This is a genomic window from Streptomyces sp. NPDC090741 (assembly GCF_044769045.1).
GTDB lineage: Bacteria > Actinomycetota > Actinomycetes > Streptomycetales > Streptomycetaceae > Streptomyces.
The window spans coordinates 17,254-36,092 of the sequence record NZ_JBIVXF010000028.1; the positions used below are offsets into that span (position 1 = coordinate 17,254).

14 protein-coding genes and 1 pseudogene are annotated in these 18,839 nt (G+C 70.6%); 13 read left to right on the top strand and 2 right to left on the bottom strand.

All coding sequences use genetic code 11. From position 1 onward, the window contains the following. Window positions 1-3 precede the first annotated feature (3 nt). From ACIQU4_RS40775 to nuoN, 13 genes are read left to right on the top strand one after another with little or no spacing between them, the layout of a single operon-like run. Entirely contained in the window at window positions 4-558 is a 555-nt protein-coding gene (locus tag ACIQU4_RS40775; RefSeq protein WP_266626589.1) for an NADH-quinone oxidoreductase subunit B family protein, read from the top strand. Beyond that, complete coding sequence (locus ACIQU4_RS40780) at window positions 555-1,292, top strand: NADH-quinone oxidoreductase subunit C (protein WP_403742504.1); 738 nt, start codon at window positions 555-557, stop codon at window positions 1,290-1,292. Before ACIQU4_RS40775 ends, ACIQU4_RS40780 begins: the two co-directional genes overlap by 4 nt. Beyond that, complete coding sequence (locus ACIQU4_RS40785) at window positions 1,292-2,632, top strand: NADH-quinone oxidoreductase subunit D (RefSeq protein ID WP_403742507.1); 1,341 nt, start codon at window positions 1,292-1,294, stop codon at window positions 2,630-2,632. The genes ACIQU4_RS40780 and ACIQU4_RS40785 overlap by 1 nt, the downstream gene beginning before the upstream one ends. Beyond that, on the top strand, window positions 2,629-3,375 hold the full coding sequence (nuoE, locus tag ACIQU4_RS40790) for an NADH-quinone oxidoreductase subunit NuoE (RefSeq protein WP_403742509.1): 747 nt from the start codon (window positions 2,629-2,631) through the stop codon (window positions 3,373-3,375). The genes ACIQU4_RS40785 and nuoE overlap by 4 nt, the downstream gene beginning before the upstream one ends. Further along, the gene (gene nuoF, locus ACIQU4_RS40795; protein ID WP_403742512.1) at window positions 3,375-4,721 is read left to right on the top strand and encodes an NADH-quinone oxidoreductase subunit NuoF; all 1,347 of its coding nucleotides are present in this window, start codon (window positions 3,375-3,377) and stop codon (window positions 4,719-4,721) included. The genes nuoE and nuoF overlap by 1 nt, the downstream gene beginning before the upstream one ends. After that, window positions 4,718-7,225: an NADH-quinone oxidoreductase subunit G gene (locus tag ACIQU4_RS40800; protein WP_403742514.1), complete on the top strand. Its 2,508-nt coding sequence runs from the start codon at window positions 4,718-4,720 to the stop codon at window positions 7,223-7,225. The genes nuoF and ACIQU4_RS40800 overlap by 4 nt, the downstream gene beginning before the upstream one ends. Then, window positions 7,222-8,592 (top strand): NADH-quinone oxidoreductase subunit NuoH, encoded by a 1,371-nt coding sequence (gene nuoH, locus ACIQU4_RS40805; protein ID WP_403742516.1) that lies wholly within the window; start codon window positions 7,222-7,224, stop codon window positions 8,590-8,592. Before ACIQU4_RS40800 ends, nuoH begins: the two co-directional genes overlap by 4 nt. After that, window positions 8,585-9,199 (top strand): NADH-quinone oxidoreductase subunit NuoI, encoded by a 615-nt coding sequence (gene nuoI / locus ACIQU4_RS40810; RefSeq protein WP_385580391.1) that lies wholly within the window; start codon window positions 8,585-8,587, stop codon window positions 9,197-9,199. The genes nuoH and nuoI overlap by 8 nt, the downstream gene beginning before the upstream one ends. Beyond that, window positions 9,196-10,005, top strand: coding sequence for an NADH-quinone oxidoreductase subunit J (locus ACIQU4_RS40815; RefSeq protein ID WP_403742518.1), 810 nt, complete (start codon window positions 9,196-9,198; stop codon window positions 10,003-10,005). The genes nuoI and ACIQU4_RS40815 overlap by 4 nt, the downstream gene beginning before the upstream one ends. Continuing rightward, window positions 10,002-10,301, top strand: a complete 300-nt coding sequence (gene nuoK, locus ACIQU4_RS40820; RefSeq protein WP_030864698.1) for an NADH-quinone oxidoreductase subunit NuoK — start codon at window positions 10,002-10,004, stop codon at window positions 10,299-10,301. The genes ACIQU4_RS40815 and nuoK overlap by 4 nt, the downstream gene beginning before the upstream one ends. A gap of 12 nt (window positions 10,302-10,313) precedes the next feature. Continuing rightward, the gene (gene nuoL / locus ACIQU4_RS40825) at window positions 10,314-12,209 is read left to right on the top strand and encodes an NADH-quinone oxidoreductase subunit L (RefSeq protein ID WP_403742521.1); all 1,896 of its coding nucleotides are present in this window, start codon (window positions 10,314-10,316) and stop codon (window positions 12,207-12,209) included. 1 nt (window position 12,210) lies between these two features. Next, the gene (locus ACIQU4_RS40830) at window positions 12,211-13,812 is read left to right on the top strand and encodes an NADH-quinone oxidoreductase subunit M (RefSeq protein ID WP_403742524.1); all 1,602 of its coding nucleotides are present in this window, start codon (window positions 12,211-12,213) and stop codon (window positions 13,810-13,812) included. Window positions 13,813-13,817: 5 nt separating this feature from the next. After that, a complete protein-coding gene (nuoN, locus tag ACIQU4_RS40835; protein WP_403742560.1) occupies window positions 13,818-15,464 on the top strand; it encodes an NADH-quinone oxidoreductase subunit NuoN in 1,647 nt (548 codons plus the stop codon). A gap of 54 nt (window positions 15,465-15,518) precedes the next feature. Here the strand turns inward: nuoN and ACIQU4_RS40840 are convergent. Next, a pseudogene (locus ACIQU4_RS40840) lies at window positions 15,519-15,899 on the bottom strand (Uma2 family endonuclease); the annotation flags it as partial. A gap of 149 nt (window positions 15,900-16,048) precedes the next feature. Beyond that, complete coding sequence (locus tag ACIQU4_RS40845) at window positions 16,049-18,814, bottom strand: fumarate reductase/succinate dehydrogenase flavoprotein subunit (RefSeq protein WP_403742563.1); 2,766 nt, start codon at window positions 18,812-18,814, stop codon at window positions 16,049-16,051. Window positions 18,815-18,839 lie beyond the last annotated feature (25 nt).

Below are 18,839 nucleotides of genomic sequence, written 5' to 3' on the forward strand. Positions count from 1 at the left end.
CCCATGGGACTGGAAGAGAAGCTGCCGAGCGGCTTTCTGCTGACCACCGTCGAACAGGCCGCGGGCTGGGTGCGCAAGTCATCCGTGTTCCCCGCGACCTTCGGCCTGGCCTGCTGCGCCATCGAGATGATGACCACCGGAGCGGGCCGGTACGACCTGGCCCGCTTCGGCATGGAGGTCTTCCGCGGATCCCCGCGCCAGGCCGATCTGATGATCGTGGCCGGGCGGGTCAGCCAGAAGATGGCGCCGGTGCTGCGGCAGGTGTACGACCAGATGCCCGCTCCCAAATGGGTCATCTCCATGGGGGTTTGCGCATCTTCAGGCGGAATGTTCAATAACTACGCGATTGTCCAGGGCGTCGACCACATCGTCCCGGTGGACATCTACCTCCCCGGCTGCCCGCCGCGCCCCGAGATGCTGATCGACGCGATCCTCAAGCTCCACCAGAAGATCCAGGGCGGGAAGCTCGGCGTGAACCGGGAAGAGGCGGCGCGCGAGGCGGAGGAGGCGGCCCTCAAGGCCCTCCCCACGATCGAGATGAAGGGGCTGCTCCGGTGAGCGAGACCTCCCCCGGCACCGAAGACAACGGCAACGGGAACAACGTTCCTGCCCCGCGGGGTTCCGCCGGCGGCCCTGAGGTGATCGGCGTCCGCAAGGGCATGTTCGGCGCCGGGGGCGGCGGCGACACCAGCGGCTACGGCGGCCTCGTCCGCACCGTGGCCATGCCCGGCGCGAGCCACCGCCCGTACGGCTCGTACTTCGACGAGGTCGTCGACGAGCTCGAAGGGGCCCTGGAGGAGCAGGATCTGCTCCCGGAGAACGCGATCGAGAAGGTCGTCGTCGACCGGGGCGAGCTGACGCTCCACATCGCCCGCGAGCACCTCGTCCGCGTCGCGAAGACCCTGCGCGACGACCCGGCCCTGCGCTTCGAGCTCTGCACCGGCGTCTCCGGCGTCCACTTCCCCGACGACAAGAGCCGCGAGCTGCACGCCGTCTACCACCTGCGCTCGATCACCCACGGCCGGGTGGTGCGCGTGGAGGTCTCGGTCGCGGACGCCGACCCGCACGTCCCGTCGCTCGTCTCCGTCTACCCGACGAACGACTGGCACGAGCGCGAGACGTACGACTTCTTCGGCCTGGTCTTCGACGGGCACCCGGCGCTCACCCGGATCATGATGCCGGACGACTGGCAGGGCTTCCCGCAGCGCAAGGACTACCCGCTCGGCGGCATCCCCATCGAGTACAAGGGCGCCCAGATCCCGGCTCCCGACCAGCGGAGGTCGTACAGCTGATGTCAACGTCAAACAACGCCTCCTCGGACCACGCGGCCTCCCGGGAGACCACCGAAGGCACCGTCTACACCGTCACCGGCGGCGACTGGGACGAGATCGTCCAGTCCGCGACGAGGGCCGACGACGAGCGGATCGTCGTCAACATGGGCCCGCAGCACCCCTCCACCCACGGCGTGCTCCGGCTGATCCTGGAGATCGACGGCGAGACGGTCACCGAGGCCCGCTGCGGCATCGGCTACCTGCACACCGGCATCGAGAAGAACCTCGAATTCCGGAACTGGACGCAGGGCACCACCTTCGTGACGCGCATGGACTACCTGACGCCGTTCTTCAACGAGACGGCGTACTGCCTCGGCGTCGAAAGGCTGCTCGGCATCACCGACCAGATCCCGGACCGCGCCACCGTCATCCGCGTCCTGCTGATGGAGCTCAACCGGCTCTCCTCCCACCTGGTGTGCATCGCCACCGGCGGCATGGAGCTGGGCGCGACCACGATCATGATCTACGGGTTCCGGGACCGCGAGCTGATCCTCGACATCTTCGAGCTGATCACCGGCCTGCGCATGAACCACGCGTTCGTCCGCCCCGGCGGCCTCGCCCAGGACCTGCCCCCGGGCACCGTCGACCAGCTGCGCGACTTCCTCAAGACCATGAAGAAGAACCTGCCGGAGTACGACAAGCTCGCCACCGGCAACCCCATCTTCAAGGCCCGCATGCAGGACGTCGGCTACCTCGACCTCACCGGCTGCATGGCGCTGGGCGCCACCGGCCCGATCCTGCGCTCCGCCGGCCTGCCGCACGACCTGCGCAAGTCGGATCCGTACTGCGGGTACGAGACGTACGAGTTCGACGTGCCGACCACCGAGAGCTGCGACTCGTACGGGCGGTTCCTGATCCGCCTGGAGGAGATGCGCCAGTCCCTGCGGATCGTCGAGCAGTGCCTGGAGCGGCTGGAGCCGGGCCCGGTCATGGTCGCCGACAAGAAGATCGCCTGGCCGGCGCAGCTCGCGATGGGCCCGGACGGCCTCGGCAACTCGCTCGACCACATCAAGAACATCATGGGCACCTCCATGGAGGCCCTCATCCACCACTTCAAGCTGGTGACCGAGGGCTTCCGGGTACCGGCCGGGCAGGTGTACGCGGCCGTCGAGTCGCCCAAGGGCGAGCTCGGAGTCCATGTCGTCTCCGACGGCGGCACCCGCCCCTACCGGGTCCACTTCCGCGACCCGTCCTTCACCAACCTGCAGGCCATGGCCGCGATGTGCGAGGGCGGCCAGGTCGCCGACGTCATCGTCGCCGTCGCCTCCATCGACCCCGTGATGGGAGGCGTCGACCGATGACCGACGTCAGTCTGGGCATGCCCCAGCTACCGGCGCCCGACTTCCCGGCGGACGTACGGTCTCGGCTCGAAGCCGATGCCGCCGAGATCATCGCCCGCTACCCCGACAGCCGGTCCGCGCTGCTGCCGCTGCTGCACCTGACCCAGGCCGAGGAGGGCTTCGTCTCGCGCACCGGCATCCGGTTCTGCGCCGAGGTGCTGGGCCTGACCACCGCCGAGGTCACCGCCGTGGCCACCTTCTACACGATGTACCGGCGCAAGGCCTCGGGCGACTACCAGGTCGGCGTCTGTACGAACACCCTGTGCGCGGTCATGGGCGGCGACGCGATCTTCGACGAGCTCAAGCAGCACCTCGGGGTGGGCAACAACGAGACCACCCCGGACGGCAAGGTCACGCTGGAGCACATCGAGTGCAACGCGGCCTGCGACTACGCCCCCGTGGTGATGGTCAACTGGGAGTTCTTCGACAACCAGACCCCCGAGTCCGCCAAGGCCATGGTCGACGACCTGATCGCCGGCCGGCCCGTCGCGCCGACCCGGGGCGCGCCGCTGTGCACGTACAAGGAGACGGCCCGGATCCTGGCCGGCTTCCCGGACGAGCGCGAGGGCGCGGTCGAGGCGAGCGGCGGCGCCGGCCCCGCCTCCCTGATCGGGCTGCGCATCGCGCGCGGCGAGACCCCGCAGCTCGGCAAGGTCGTGCACCCGCGTGGTGAGGCTTCTGCTGCCACCGAGGAGGGGGAGTGATGACGGTGACTGCCGAAATGCATGAGAACGGTGCCCCGGAGAAGCTGCTGGCGCCCGTGCTGTCGGCCTTCTGGGACGAGCCGCAGTCGTGGACGCTGGAGACCTACCGGCGGCACGAGGGGTACGAGGGCCTGCGCAAGGCGCTCGCGATGACCCCGGACGACCTCATCGCATACGTGAAGGACTCCGGTCTGCGCGGCCGCGGCGGCGCGGGCTTCCCCACCGGAATGAAGTGGCAGTTCATCCCGCAGGGCGACGGAAAGCCGCACTACCTCGTCGTGAACGCGGACGAGTCGGAGCCGGGAACCTGCAAGGACATCCCCCTTCTCTTCGCCAATCCGCACTCCCTCATCGAGGGAATGATCATTGCCTGCTACGCGATCCGGTCGGAGCACGCCTTCATCTACCTGCGCGGCGAGGTCGTGCCGGTGCTGCGGCGCCTGCACGAGGCGGTGCGCGAGGCGTACGAGGCCGGCTACCTCGGGGAGAACGTTCTCGGGAGCGGACTGAAGCTCGACATCACGGTGCACGCGGGGGCGGGCGCGTACATCTGCGGTGAGGAGACGGCACTCCTCGACTCCCTCGAAGGCCGGCGCGGTCAGCCCCGGCTGCGTCCCCCCTTCCCCGCCGTCGAGGGGCTCTACGCGTGCCCCACTGTCGTCAACAACGTGGAGTCGATCGCCTCGGTTCCCGCGATCCTGAACCGGGGCAAGGACTGGTTCAAGGCGATGGGCACCGAGAAGTCCCCCGGCTTCACCCTGTACTCGCTCTCCGGGCACGTCGCCGGCCCCGGCCAGTACGAGGCCCCGCTCGGCATCACCCTGCGCCAACTGCTCGACATGAGCGGCGGGATGCGCCCCGGGCACCGGCTGAAGTTCTGGACCCCGGGCGGCTCCTCCACCCCGATGTTCACGGCCGAGCACCTGGACGTGCCGCTGGACTACGAGGGCGTCGGCGCGGCCGGCTCCATGCTCGGCACCAAGGCGCTGCAGTGCTTCGACGAGACGACCTGCGTGGTGCGGGCCGTCACCCGCTGGACCGAGTTCTACGCCCACGAGTCCTGCGGCAAGTGCACCCCCTGCCGCGAAGGCACCTACTGGCTGGTCCAGCTGCTGCGCGACATCGAGGCCGGCAAGGGCGTCATGTCGGACCTCGACAAGCTGAACGACATCGCCGACAACATCAACGGCAAGTCGTTCTGCGCGCTCGGCGACGGCGCCGCCAGCCCGATCTTCTCCTCGCTCAAGTACTTCCGCGAGGAGTACGAGCAGCACATCACGGGCAAGGGCTGCCCCTTCGACCCCAAGAAGTCGACCCTCTGGGCTGACACGGAGGTGAACGCATGACCGTCACCACTAATGCTCCGACCGGTGGCGGAGAGGCTGCCGTACCACCCGAGAACCTGGTCTCCCTGACCATCGACGGCATCGAACTCTCGGTGCCCAAGGGGACCCTGGTCATCCGGGCCGCCGAGCAGATCGGCATCGAGATCCCCCGGTTCTGCGACCACCCCCTCCTCGACCCGGTCGGCGCCTGCCGCCAGTGCATCGTCGAGGTCGAGGGCCAGCGCAAGCCGATGGCCTCCTGCACCATCACCTGCACGGACGGCATGGTCGTCAAGACGCAGCTGACCTCCCCGGTCGCCGAGAAGTCCCAGCGCGGGGTGATGGAGCTGCTGCTCATCAACCACCCGCTGGACTGCCCGGTCTGCGACAAGGGCGGCGAGTGCCCGCTGCAGAACCAGGCGATGTCCCACGGGCAGAGCGACTCGCGTTTCGAGGGCAAGAAGCGCACGTACGAGAAGCCGGTACCCATCTCCGCCCAGGTGCTGCTGGACCGCGAGCGGTGCGTACTGTGCGCGCGCTGCACCCGGTTCTCCACGCAGGTCGCGGGCGACCCGATGATCGAACTCCTGGAGCGCGGCGCGCTCCAGCAGGTCGGCATCGCCGAGGGCGACCCCTTCGAGTCGTACTTCTCCGGCAACACCATCCAGATCTGCCCGGTCGGCGCCCTCACCTCGGCCGCCTACCGGTTCCGCTCCCGCCCGTTCGACCTCGTCTCCTCCCCGAGCGTGTGCGAGCACTGCGCGGGCGGCTGCGCGACCCGGACCGACCACCGCCGCGGCAAGGTGCTGCGCCGGATGGCCGCCGAGGACCCCGAGGTCAACGAGGAGTGGATCTGCGACAAGGGCCGCTTCGGGTTCCGCTACGCACAGCGCCCGGACCGGCTCACCACCCCGCTGGTACGCGGCGCCGACGGGATCCTCGCCCCGGCGAGCTGGCCCGAGGCCCTGGAGGCCGCGGCCGCCGGACTCGCCGCCGCGCGCGGCCGGGCAGGGGTGCTGACCGGCGGGCGGCTCACCGTCGAGGACGCGTACGCGTACGCCAAGTTCGCCCGTGTCGTCCTCGACACCAACGACATCGACTTCCGGGCCCGGATCCACAGCGCGGAGGAGGCCGAGTTCCTGGCCGCCACCGTGGCCGGCACCGGCAAGGACCTCGACGGCCGCGGTGTGACGTACGCGAAGCTGGAGGCGGCGCCCGCCGTCCTGCTCGCCGGCATCGAGTCCGAGGAGGAGGCCCCCGGCGTCTTCCTGCGGCTGCGCAAGGCCCACCGCAAGCACAAGCAGCGGACCTTCGCCCTCGCCCCGTTCGCCACCCGCGGCCTGGAGAAGGCGGGCGGCACCCTGCTGGCCGCCGCCCCCGGCACCGAGTCCGAGTGGCTGGCCGCCCTGGCCTCCCGGACCGGCCTGGAGGCCGGCGGGGCCGAGGCCGCCGACGCGCTGCGCCAGGCCGGTGCGGTCATCGTCGTCGGGGAGCGCCTGGCGGGCGTGCCCGGCGCGCTGACCGCCGCCGTACGGGCCGCCGCCGCCACCGGAGCGCAGCTCGTGTGGATCCCGCGCCGGGCCGGCGAGCGGGCCGCCGTCGAGGCGGGCGCCCTGCCGTCGCTGCTGCCGGGGGCCCGTCCGGCCACCGACCCGCGAGCCCGCGCCGAGGTCGCCACCGCCTGGGGGCTGGACGAACTCCCGCACCGCTACGGCCGCGACACCGGCCAGATCGTCGAAGCCGCCGCCGGGCGCGAGCTCTCCGCCCTGCTGGTCGCGGGCGTCGAGGTCGCCGACCTGCCGGACCCGGCCCGGGCGCTGGTCGCCCTCCAGGAGGCCTTCGTGGTCTCGCTGGAACTGCGGCCCGGCCAGGTCACCGACCACGCGGACGTGGTCCTGCCCGTGGCGGCCGTCGCCGAGAAGGCCGGCGCGTTCATCAACTGGGAGGGCAGGGTCCGGCCGTTCGAGGCCGCACTCAAGCCCGACCAGATGACCCGCCGGCTCGCCCCCGCCGACGCCCGCGTGCTGCACATGCTGGCCGACGCGGCCGACCGGCCGATCGCGCTGCCCGACGTACACGCCGTACGCCGCGAGCTCGACGCGCTCGGCCCGTGGGCCGGGGAGCGCGCCGCCGAGCAGTCCGCGGACACCGCGCCGCTGCCCCGCCCCGGAGAGGGCGAGGCGGTCCTCGCGGGCCACCGGCTCCTGCTCGACCTGGGCCGGCTCCAGGAGGGCGACGACGCCCTGGCCGGCACCCGGCACGAGGCGAGCGCCCGGCTGTCGGCCGCCACGGCCGCCGAGACCGGGGTCAAGGACGGCGACGTCCTCGCGGTGACCGGCCCGGCCGGCTCCGTGGAACTCCCGCTGCGGATCACCGAGATGCCCGACCGGGTGGTCTGGCTCCCGCTGAACTCCACCGGGCACGGCGTCCTCGCCGACACCGGGGCCCACCCGGGCACCCTCGTACGGATCGGCCCGGCGACGCCGGCCGACGGCAGCGGCACCCCTGCGGAGGTGGGCGCGTGAACGCGGTACAGCTCGCGGCCGAGGACCTCTCCCTGTTCGGCAGGGACGTCTGGTGGCTCGTCGTCGTCAAGGCGGTGTTCTGCTTCGCCTTCCTGATGGTGACCGTGCTCTTCTCCATCGTGTGGGAGCGCAAGGTCGTCGCCTGGATGCAGCTGCGCATCGGCCCCAACCGGCACGGCCCCTGGGGCATGCTCCAGTCGCTCGCCGACGGTGTGAAGCTGATGCTCAAGGAAGACCTCATCGTCAAGCGGGCCGACAAGGTGGTGTACGTCCTGGCCCCGATCATCGCGGCGATCCCGGCCTTCATGGCCATCGCGGTGATCCCGTTCGGCCCGGCCGACGACGAGGTCTCGATCTTCGGCCAGCGCACCACGATGCAGCTCACCGACCTGCCGATCGCGATGCTCTACATCCTCGCGGTCGCCTCGGTCGGCATCTACGGCATCGTCCTGGCCGGCTGGTCCTCGGGCTCGACGTACCCGCTGCTCGGCGGCCTGCGCTCCTGCGCGCAGATGATCTCGTACGAGATCGCGATGGGCGCGGCCTTCGCCTCGGTCTTCCTCTACTCCGGGTCGATGTCGACCTCGGCGATCGTGGAGGCGCAGGCGGACCGCTGGTACATCGTGCTGCTGCCGGTCTCGTTCATCATCTACGTCATCACGATGGTCGGCGAGACGAACCGCGCGCCGTTCGACATGCCCGAGTCCGAGGGCGACCTCGTCGGCGGGTTCAACACCGAGTACTCCTCCATCAAGTTCGCGCTGTTCATGCTGGCCGAATACGTCAACATGGTCACCGTCTCGGCGGTCTCGGTCACCCTCTTCCTCGGCGGCTGGCGCGCCCCCGCGCCGATCTCCACGTACTGGGAGGGCGCGAACCACGGCTGGTGGCCGATGCTCTGGTTCGTCATCAAGGTCCAGCTGCTGCTCTTCTTCTTCATCTGGCTGCGCGGCACGCTGCCCCGCGTGCGCTACGACCAGCTGATGAAGCTCGGCTGGAAGGTGCTGATCCCGGTCTCCGTGGTCTGGCTGATGCTGGTCGCGACCGTCCGGGCGCTGCGCAACGAGAGTTACGACTTCTCGGAGATCGTCCTGTACGTCGGCGGCGCGGTCGTCGCGATCCTGCTGCTGTCCTTCGTCGCGGACCTCTTCCGTGACCGGAAGGAGAAGGTGGCCGCCGAGCAGGCCGACGAGGCCGCCGGGGCCGAGCCGTTCGACCCGCTGGCGGGCGGGTTCCCCGTACCGCCCAAGCCCGGCCAGCACCTGGCACCCGTACCGCGCAGGCGGCCTCGCAGTGAGCGGGAGCTGATTGTCAGTGGCGGGATGAATACTGACAGTGACCGAGAGGAGGGTGCTGAGAATGTCTGACAAGTCTGATGCCGAACAGGGCGAGAAGTGGCAGAACCCGGTGGCCGGCTTCGGCGTGACCTTCAAGGCCATGTTCAAGAAGCGCCTCACCGAGCAGTACCCCGAGCAGCAGAAGACCACCGCTCCGCGCTTCCACGGACGACACCAGCTGAACCGGCACCCGGACGGCCTGGAGAAGTGCATCGGCTGCGAGCTGTGCGCCTGGGCCTGCCCCGCCGACGCCATCTACGTGGAGGGCGCGGACAACACCGAGGAGGAGCGGTACTCCCCGGGTGAGCGGTACGGGCGGGTCTACCAGATCAACTACGCCCGCTGCATCCTGTGCGGGCTGTGCATCGAGGCCTGCCCGACGCGGGCACTGACGATGACGAACGAGTTCGAACTGGCCGACTCCAGCCGCGAATCGCTCATCTACACCAAGGAGCAGCTGCTCGCGGGCCTCACCGAGGGCATGGTGGAGTCGCCGCACTCGATCTTCCCGGGCACGGACGAGCAGGACTACTACCGCGGGCTGGTGACGGGGGCGGCTCCGGGGACGGTCCGGCAGGTGGCGGTCTCCAAGGGCGAGACCGCGGCCGCGCCCGATGCCGAGGAGGTGCAGGCATGAGCGCCCTCGCGGCGGCCACCTCGACCTCCACGGGTGAGGCGGTCCAGTTCTGGATCCTCGGCACCGTCGCCGTCATCGGCGCGCTGTCCACGATCCTGATGAAGAAGGCCGTGCACAGTGCGCTGAGCCTGGCCGGGACGATGATCATCCTGGCGGTCTTCTACCTCGCCAACGGGGCGTACTTCCTGGGCGTGGTCCAGGTCATCGTCTACACCGGCGCGATCATGATGCTCTTCCTCTTCGTGGTCATGCTCGTCGGCGTCACCGCCGCCGACTCGCTGAAGGAGACCCTCAAGGGGCAGCGCTGGATGGCCGTCCTGTGCGGGCTCGGCTTCGGCGTCCTGCTGATCGCGGGCCTCGCCAACGCCAAGCTGACCCACTTCAACGGGCTCGGCCGGATCAATTCCGCCGGGAACGTGGAGGGGCTGGCCACGCTGATCTTCACCAAGTACGTGTTCGCCTTCGAGATCACCGGCGCGCTGCTGATCACGGCCGCCGTCGGTGCGATGGTCCTCACCCACCGCGAGCGCACCGAGCGGGCCGCCACGCAGCGCGAGCTCGCCGAGCGGCGCGTGCGCGAGGGCGTCCAGCTCCCGCCGCTGCCCGCGCCCGGCGTCTACGCCCGGCACAACGCGGTGGACGTCGCCGGCCTGCTGCCGGACGGCACCCCGTCCGAGCTGACCGTCAACAAGACGCTGCGCGCCCGCGGCCAGATCCGGGACGTGTCGAGCGAGGCGCTGAACGACCTGAAGGCGCTGGAGCAGGCGTCCGCGGAGCGCCTCGGCCGTGAGGAGGCATCGAAGTGAATCCGGTCAACTACCTGTACCTGGCCGCCCTGCTGTTCACCATCGGCGCGGCCGGAGTGCTCATCCGGAAGAACGCGATCGTGCTGTTCATGTGCGTCGAGCTCATGCTCAACGCCTGCAACCTCGCGTTCGTGGCCTTCTCCCGGATGCACGGCAACCTCGACGGCCAGATCATCGCCTTCTTCACGATGGTCGTCGCCGCCGCGGAGGTCGTGGTGGGCCTCGCGATCATCGTGTCGCTCTTCCGTACCCGCCACTCGGCCTCGGTCGACGACGCCAGCCTGATGAAGCTGTAAGGGGCGCTCACAGTGGAGAATCTGATTGGGCTGCTGATCGCGGCGCCCCTGCTCGGAGCGGCGGTGCTGCTGTGCGGCGGCCGGCGCCTCGACAAGGCCGGCCACTGGCTCGGCACCCTGCTCGCCGCCGCCTCCTTCGGCATCGGCGTGGCCCTGTTCACCGACATGCTCGGACGCGGCGCCGACGACCGGACCCTGTACCAGAAGCTGTACACCTGGATCCCGGTCGAGGGCTTCCAGGCGGACGTCGCCTTCCAGCTGGACCAGCTGTCGATGACGTTCGTCCTGCTGATCACCGGCGTGGGCACGCTCATCCACGTGTACTCGATCGGGTACATGGAGCACGACGAGCGCCGCCGCCGCTTCTTCGGCTACCTGAACCTGTTCCTCGCGGCGATGCTGCTGCTGGTCCTCGCCGACAACTACCTGCTGCTGTACGTCGGGTGGGAGGGCGTCGGCCTCGCCTCGTACCTGCTCATCGGCTTCTGGCAGCACAAGCCCAGCGCGGCGACCGCCGCGAAGAAGGCCTTCCTGGTCAACCGGGTCGGCGACATGGGCCTGTCGATCGCGATCATGCTGCTGTTCACCACCTTCGGGACCTTCGCCTTCGGACCGGTCTTCGCCTCGGTGGGGAACGCGACGGAGGGCAAGCTGACGGCGGTCGCCCTGATGCTGCTGCTCGCCGCCTGCGGCAAGTCGGCCCAGGTGCCGCTCCAGTCCTGGCTCGGTGACGCGATGGAGGGCCCGACCCCGGTCTCGGCCCTGATCCACGCGGCGACGATGGTCACCGCCGGCGTGTACCTCATCACCCGCTCCGGTGCGATCTTCAACGCCGCGCCGGACGCGCAGACCGCGGTCGTCGTGGTCGGCGGGGTCACGCTCCTCTTCGGTGCGATCGTCGGTTGCGCGAAGGACGACATCAAGAAGGCCCTCGCCGGGTCGACGATGTCGCAGATCGGGTACATGATCCTGGCCGCGGGCCTCGGCCCCATCGGCTACGCCTTCGCGATCATGCACCTGGTGACGCACGGCTTCTTCAAGGCCGGCCTCTTCCTCGGCGCGGGTTCCGTGATGCACGGGATGAACGACGAGGTGGACATGCGGCGCTACGGCGGCCTGCGCAAGTTCATGCCGATCACCTTCGTCACCTTCGGCCTCGGCTACCTCGCCATCATCGGCTTCCCGGGCCTGTCGGGCTTCTGGTCCAAGGACAAGATCATCGAGGCGGCCTTCGCCAAGGGCGGCACCGAGGGCTGGATCCTCGGCGCGGTCACCCTGCTGGGCGCGGCCATCACCGCGTTCTACATGACCCGCGTGATGCTGCTGACCTTCTTCGGCGAGAAGCGCTGGCAGCCGGACGCCGAGGGCCACGAGCCGCACCCGCACGAGTCCCCGAAGTCCATGACCCTCCCGATGGTCGTCCTGGCCTTCGGATCGGTCTTCGCCGGTGCCCTCTTCAGCTTCAACGAGTCCTTCGTGAAGTGGCTGGAGCCCGTCACCTCCTTCGAGCACGGGAACCCGCCGATCGGAGCCGCCGCCATCACCGCCTCGACGGTGGTGGTCCTGCTCATCGGCGTGGGCCTCGCCTACGTCCAGTACGGCAGGAAGCCCGTCCCGGTCGTCGCCCCGCGCGGCAGCTGGGTCACCCGGGCGGCCCGCAAGGACCTGTACCAGGACGACTTCAACCACGTCGTGCTGGTGCGCGGCGGGGAGCACCTGACCCGCTCGCTCGTGTACGTCGACCACAGCCTGGTCGACGGGGTGGTCAACGGGACGGCCGCCTCGGTCGGCGGGGCCTCGGGCCGGCTGCGCAAGCTGCAGAACGGCTACGCCCGCAGCTACGCGGTCTCGATGTTCGGGGGCACGGCGATCCTCATCGCCGCGACCCTGCTGATGAGGGCGGTGTGAGATGAGTTTCCCGCTTCTGACGGTGACGGCCGTGGTCCCCGCGGTCGGCGCCGTCCTGACGGCAGCCGTCCCGGCCGCCCGCAGGACCGCCGCCAAGTGGCTGGCGCTGGTCTTCTCCCTGGCGACGCTGGCCCTGGCCGCGCTCGTCACGGTCCGCTTCGAGCCCGGTGGCGCCCGCTACCAGCTCACCGAATCGCATGCCTGGATCCCCGACTTCGGCGTCCGCTACGAACTGGGCGTCGACGGCATCGGGGTGGCGCTGATCGCGCTCACCGCCCTGCTGATCCCGTTCGTGATCGGGGCCGGCTGGCACGACGCCGACCCGCTGGAGACCGAATCCCCGGCGAACTCGCGCTGGCGGCCGACGCAGGGCTTCTTCGCCCTGATCCTGCTGGTCGAGGCGATGGTGATCATCTCCTTCGAGGCCACCGACGTCTTCCTCTTCTACATCTTCTTCGAAGCCATGCTCATCCCGATGTACTTCCTCATCGGCGGCTTCGGGGACCGGGCCCACGCCGGGTCCGATGAGAACGCGGCCGCGCAGCGCTCGTACGCGGCGGTCAAGTTCCTCCTCTACAACCTGGTCGGCGGCCTCATCATGCTGGCCGCCGTCATCGGCCTGTACGTGGTCGCCGGGAACTTCTCGCTCCAGGAGATCACCGCAGCCCGCGCCGCGGGCACGCTCGACATGGCGACCAACACCGAGCGGCTGCTGTTCCTCGGCTTCTTCTTCGCCTTCGCGGTGAAGGCCCCGCTGTGGCCGCTGCACACCTGGCTGCCGAACGCGATGGGCGAGTCCACCGCCCCGGTCGCCGTCCTGATCACCGCGGTCGTCGACAAGGTCGGCACGTTCGCGATGCTCCGCTTCTGCCTCGGACTGTTCCCCGACGCCAGCAAGTGGGCCACGCCGGCCATCCTCGTCCTGGCCCTGATCAGCATCGTCTACGGCGCGCTGGTCGCGGTCGGGCAGCGGGACATCAAGCGGCTGGTCGCGTACGCGTCGATCTCCCACTTCGGGTTCATCATCATGGGCATCTTCGCGATGACCACCCAGGGGCAGTCGGGCGCGACGCTGTACATGGTCAACCACGGGATCTCGACGGCCGCGCTGATGCTGGTGGCCGGCTTCCTGATCTCGCGCCGCGGCTCCCGGCTCATCGCCGACTACGGCGGTGTGCAGAAGGTGGCCCCGGTACTGGCCGGCACCTTCCTGATCGGTGGCCTCGCCACCCTGTCGCTGCCGGGCCTCGCGCCCTTCGTCAGTGAATTCCTGGTCCTGGTCGGTACGTTCGCCCGGTACCCCGTCATCGGCATCATCGCCACCATCGGCATCGTGCTGGCCGCGCTCTACACCCTGGTGCTCTACCAGCGCACGATGACCGGCCCCGTCAAGGAGGGGGTCCGCACCATGAAGGACCTGCGCCTGCGCGAGGTGCTGGTGGTCGCCCCGCTGATCGTGCTGCTGATCGGGCTGGGCGTGTACCCGAAGCCGCTCACCCAGATCGTCAACCCGGCGGTGGAGCACACCATGTCCGACGTGCACGAGAAGGACCCGAAGCCACAGGTGGCCGTCGAGGCCAAGAACGGGGAGGCGGCGAAGTGAGCACGATGGCTGCTGCCCAAGGGCTGCTGACGCTGGCGGCCGGGGAGCCGGTCGACCGGATCCCGGCCCCCCACATCGAGTACGCGCAGCTCGCGCCCACGCTGATCGTGTTGGGCGCGGCGGTCCTCGGAGTCCTCGTCGAGGCCTTCGTACCGCGCAGGTCCCGCTACTACATCCAGGTGTTCCTCGCCGTCGCCGCGTTGGCCTCGGCCTTCGCGGCGGTCGTCGGCCTCGCCGCCGGCGGGTACGCCGGCGACAAGGCGCACATCGCGGCGATGGGCGCCGTCGCCGTGGACGGCCCGGCGCTGTTCCTGCAGGGCATCATCCTGCTGTCCGCGATCGTCGCGGTCTTCACCTTCGCCGAGCGGCGCCTGGACCCGGCCGCCCACGGCAACCGGGTGGACTCCTTCGCCGCGCAGGCGGCGTCCGTACCGGGCAGCGAGAGCGAGAAGGCCGCCGTCAAGGCGGGCTTCACCACGACCGAGGTCTTCCCGCTGGCGCTGTTCGCGGTCTCCGGCATGCTGATCTTCCCGGCGGCCAACGACCTGCTGACGCTGTTCGTGGCCCTGGAGGTCTTCTCCCTCCCGCTCTACCTGCTCTGCGCCGTCGCCCGCCGCCAGCGGCTGATGTCGCAGGAGGCGGCGGTCAAGTACTTCCTGCTCGGCGCCTTCTCCTCGGCCTTCCTCCTGTTCGGCATCGCCCTGGTCTACGGGTACGCGGGCTCGGTCTCGTACGCGGCGATCGCCGACGTGGTCGACGGCACGGTCACCAAGATCGACCCGGCGCTCGCCGACACCATGGGCAACGACGCGCTGCTGTTGATCGGCGGGGCGCTGATCCTGACGGGCCTGCTCTTCAAGGTAGGCGCGGTCCCGTTCCACATGTGGACCCCGGACGTCTACCAGGGCGCCCCGACCCCGGTCACGGGCTTCATGGCGGCGGCGACGAAGGTGGCCGCGTTCGGCGCGCTGCTCCGGCTGCTGTACGTGGTCCTCCCGGGCCTGCGGTGGGACTGGCGGCCGGTGATGTGGGGCGTGGCGATCCTGACGATGCTGGCGGGTGCCGTGATCGCGGTGACCCAGACCGACGTCAAGCGGCTGCTGGCGTACTCCTCGATCGCGCACGCGGGCTTCATCCTGGCCGGTGTGATCGCGACGTCGGCGCAGGGCGTCCAGTCCGTCCTCTTCTACCTGCTCGCCTACTCCTTCGTGACGATCGGCGCCTTCGCGGTGATCACGCTGGTGCGCGACGCGGGCGGGGAGGCCACGCACCTGTCCAAGTGGGCCGGCCTGGGCCGTCGTTCGCCGCTGACGGCGGCGGTCTTCGCGGTGTTCCTGCTGGCCTTCGCCGGCATCCCGCTGACCTCGGGCTTCTCCGGCAAGTTCGCCGTGTTCAAGGCGGCGGCGGAGGGCGGCGCCGGGGTGCTGGTCGTGGTCGGTGTGATCTCGTCCGCGATCGCCGCGTTCTTCTACATCCGGGTGATCGTCCTGATGTTCTTCAGCGAGCCGAAGGCGGACGGCCCCACGGTGGCCGTCCCCTCGCCGCTGACGATGACGACGATCGCGGTGGGCGTGGCGGTGACCCTGGTCCTGGGCGTGGCCCCGCAGTACTTCCTGGACCTGGCGGGGCAGGCGAGCACGTTCGTCCGCTGACCGGCTGTCCCTGGGCCCGGCTCCCTTGGGGGAGCCGGGCCCAGGTGCGTTTCCTTACCGGGCGGCCGTGAGGTCGAGGTCAATGCCGCACGGCACCGAAACCTTGAGCCGGTCGCGGAAGGTGCCGGTGGCGACGTACGCCTTGGTGGCCGGGTCGAGTTCGTAGACGTAGACCACGGCTCGGCCGTCGTTGTTCTCCACCCGCCAGAAGTGCGGGATCTCGGCGCGGGCGTACTTGAGCGGCTTGCTGTGCCGGTCGCGCGGGACGGAATCGAGGGAGACGACCTCGACGGCGAGCCGCACGAACTCCGCAGGAAGGCGGGTCTGCTCCATGCTCTGGATGGCGGCTTCGTCGACCACGATGACATCGGGCTCGGGCCGGTTGTGACGGTCGATGTCGATCGTGAACTCGCGCATGACCTCCAGCCCCGGTGGAGGGGGGATCGGCCGGCGATATGCCGACTCGATGTCCTCGGGTTCCATGCAGGGGAGTCTCCCGGGCTCGCCGGAGTATCGCCGGAGTATCGCCGGTGATCCTTCCGGGCCCGTCCACGCGTGTGAACGGGCCCGGAATGTTGACCCTGTCAGTGGCGAGTGGCATATGCGCGGACATCCGCGTCGGGGTCGGAGGCGGCCGTGGCCAGAGCCGTGCGGGCCTCCGGGACGGTGCGGTGGGTGCGCAGGGACAGGACGGCGGCCTTGCGGACGTCCGCGTTGTCGTCCTTCAGGGCCGCGGCCAGGGGGGCGACGGCCGTGTCGGGGTCGGCCGCCGAGAGGGCGGTGGCGGCGCCCGCGCGGACCTGCCAGGCCGGGTCGGCCAGGGCCGCCACCGCCCTGGCCGCGTAGCCGTCCGGGCAGCCCGTGGCGGCCAGCGCCGCCAGGGCCGCGGCCCGGACCAGCGGGTCGGGGTCCGCGAGGAGGGGGTCCAGCGGGGCGGGGGCCGGGGCGTGGACCGCCGCGAGACCCTTGGCCACCGCGACCCGGACCTCCCGGGCCGGATCGGCGACGGCCCGCCCGAGGGCCTCGACGGCGTCCACCGAGACCAGCGCCCGTACGGCATGGATACGGACCTCCGGGTCGGGGTCCGCCAGGGACTGCGCGTACAGGGCGGCCCCGCCGAGCCGCAGCGCGCGTAGGGCCTCCAGGGCGGCGGCGCGCACCACCGGGTCCGGCACGGGGAGCGCCGCGCGCAGGGCGGCCCCGAGTTCCGGGTCCCCGGGCAGCACCTCCAGCAGCTCCCGCAGCGCGGCCGCGGCGGCAGCCCGTACGGCCGGATCCGCATCGCCGAGGCGGGCCGCCAGCTCCGGGCCCGCCCCCGCCGGAACGGTTTCGCCGATCGCCGTCACCGCTGTGGCCCGTACGGCCGGATCGGGGTCGGTGAGGTACGGGCGCAGGACCGCCAGGTCCGGGGACTCCTCGGCCAGGGCGAGGAGTTCGAGGATCCGGGGCGAGGCGCCGCCGGCCTCCCCGGCCCCGGACGCGGCCCCGGCATCGGCACCGGCCCCGGCCCCCGCCCCGGCGGGGGAGGCCTCGGAGGGCGTCGTGGATTCCGGATCCCGGCCCGGGAGCGGGGCCGCCCCGCGCGGTCCCGCCGTCGCCACGCCGACCAGTTCGACCTCGCCCAGGTGGCGGGAGGGGCCGCCCTGCGGGGCGAATTCGGGGACGGGGACCACGTACGGCTCCACCGGGCGGGCCGTGAACTCCATCGCCCCCGACGCCGACTTGCGCAGGTCCAGGTGGTGCAGCCAGGCCGGGTCCTCGCGCTCCGGGTGGTCGAGCCGCTCGTGGTACAGGCCCCAGCGGGACTCCGTTCGCGCCAGCGAGGCCCGCGCCGCCATCTCCGCGCAGTCCCGGATGAAGGACACCTCCGCGCACCGCATCAGCTCGTGCGGGGTCCGCGCCCCCATCTCCTCGATCTCGCGGCCCATACGGGTGAAGGCCTCCACGGCCAGCGACAGCTTCGCGCCCGTCTTCGGCGGGGCCACGTAGTCGTTGACGAACCGCCGCAGCTTGTACTCCACCTGCGGCTGCGGCGGCCCGTCCGGGCGGCGCAGCGGCCGGTAGACCAGCTCGTGCGCCGCCGCCACCTGCTCCGCCGGGAGCGGGCCCTCGTACGCGGTGTACTGCGCCGCGTCCTCGCCGGCCAGGTCGCCGAAGACGAACGCCCCGATCATGTAGTTGTGCGGTACGGAGGCCAGGTCCCCGGCCGCGTACAGCCGCGGCACGGTGGTGCGCGCGTGGTCGTCGACGCGCACGCCCGACGCCGAGTGGCCCCCGCACAGTCCGATCTCCGAGATGTGCATCTCGATGTCGTGCGTGCGGTAATCGTGGCCGCGGCCCTCGTGGAAGGTGCCGCGGGTCGGCCGCTCGGTGGTGTGCAGGATCGATTCGAGGGCGGAGACCGATTCCTCGGGCAGGTGGCTGAGCTTGAGGTACACCGGCCCCCGGTCCGAGGCGAGTTCGGCCGCGAACTCCGACATCATCTGCCCCGACCAGTAGTCGGAGTCGACGAACCGCTCCCCGTGCCGGTTGACCTGGTAGCCGCCGAAGGGGTTGGCGACGTACGCGCACGCCGGTCCGTTGTAGTCCTTGATCAGCGGGTTGATCTGGAAGCACTCGATCCCGGTGAGGGCCGCGCCCGCGTGGTAGGCCATGGCGTAGCCGTCACCGGCGTTGGTGGGGTTCTCGTACGTCCCGTACAGGTATCCGGAGGCAGGGAGTCCGAGCCGGCCGCAGGGGCCGGTCGCCAGGATCACGGCGCCCGCGCGGACCGTCACGAAGGCGCCGGTACGGGTGTTGAAGGCGGCGGCGCCGATGGCCCGGCCGTCCTCGGGCGAGGTGAGGACCCGTACCGGCATCACCCGGTTCTCGATCCGGATCCGCTCGCGCATCTCGCGGCGGCGCAGCTGCCGGTAGAGGACCTTCTTGACGTCCTTGCCCTCGGGCATGGGCAGTACGTACGAGCCGGAGCGGTGGACCCGGCGGACCGCGTACTCGCCGTGTTCGTCCTTCTCGAACTTCACGCCGTACGACTCCAGGCGCTGCACCATCGCGAAGCCGCGGGTGGCGGTCCGGCGGACCGTGGACTGGTCGACGACGCCGTCGTTGGCGCGGGTGATCTCCGCTACGTAGTCGTCGGGCTCGGCGCGGCCGGGAACGACCGCGTTGTTGACCCCGTCCATGCCCATGGCGAGGGCGCCGGAGTGGCGTACGTGGGCCTTCTCCAGCAGCAGGACCCGCGCGCCGCGGCCGGCGGCGGTCAGGGCCGCCATCGTGCCGGCGGTGCCGCCGCCGATGACGAGGACGTCGCAGGAGAGTTCCTCGGCGTCGGCGAGTGCGGGGATGTCCATGGTGGGGGTTGCCCTTCGGGGGTGG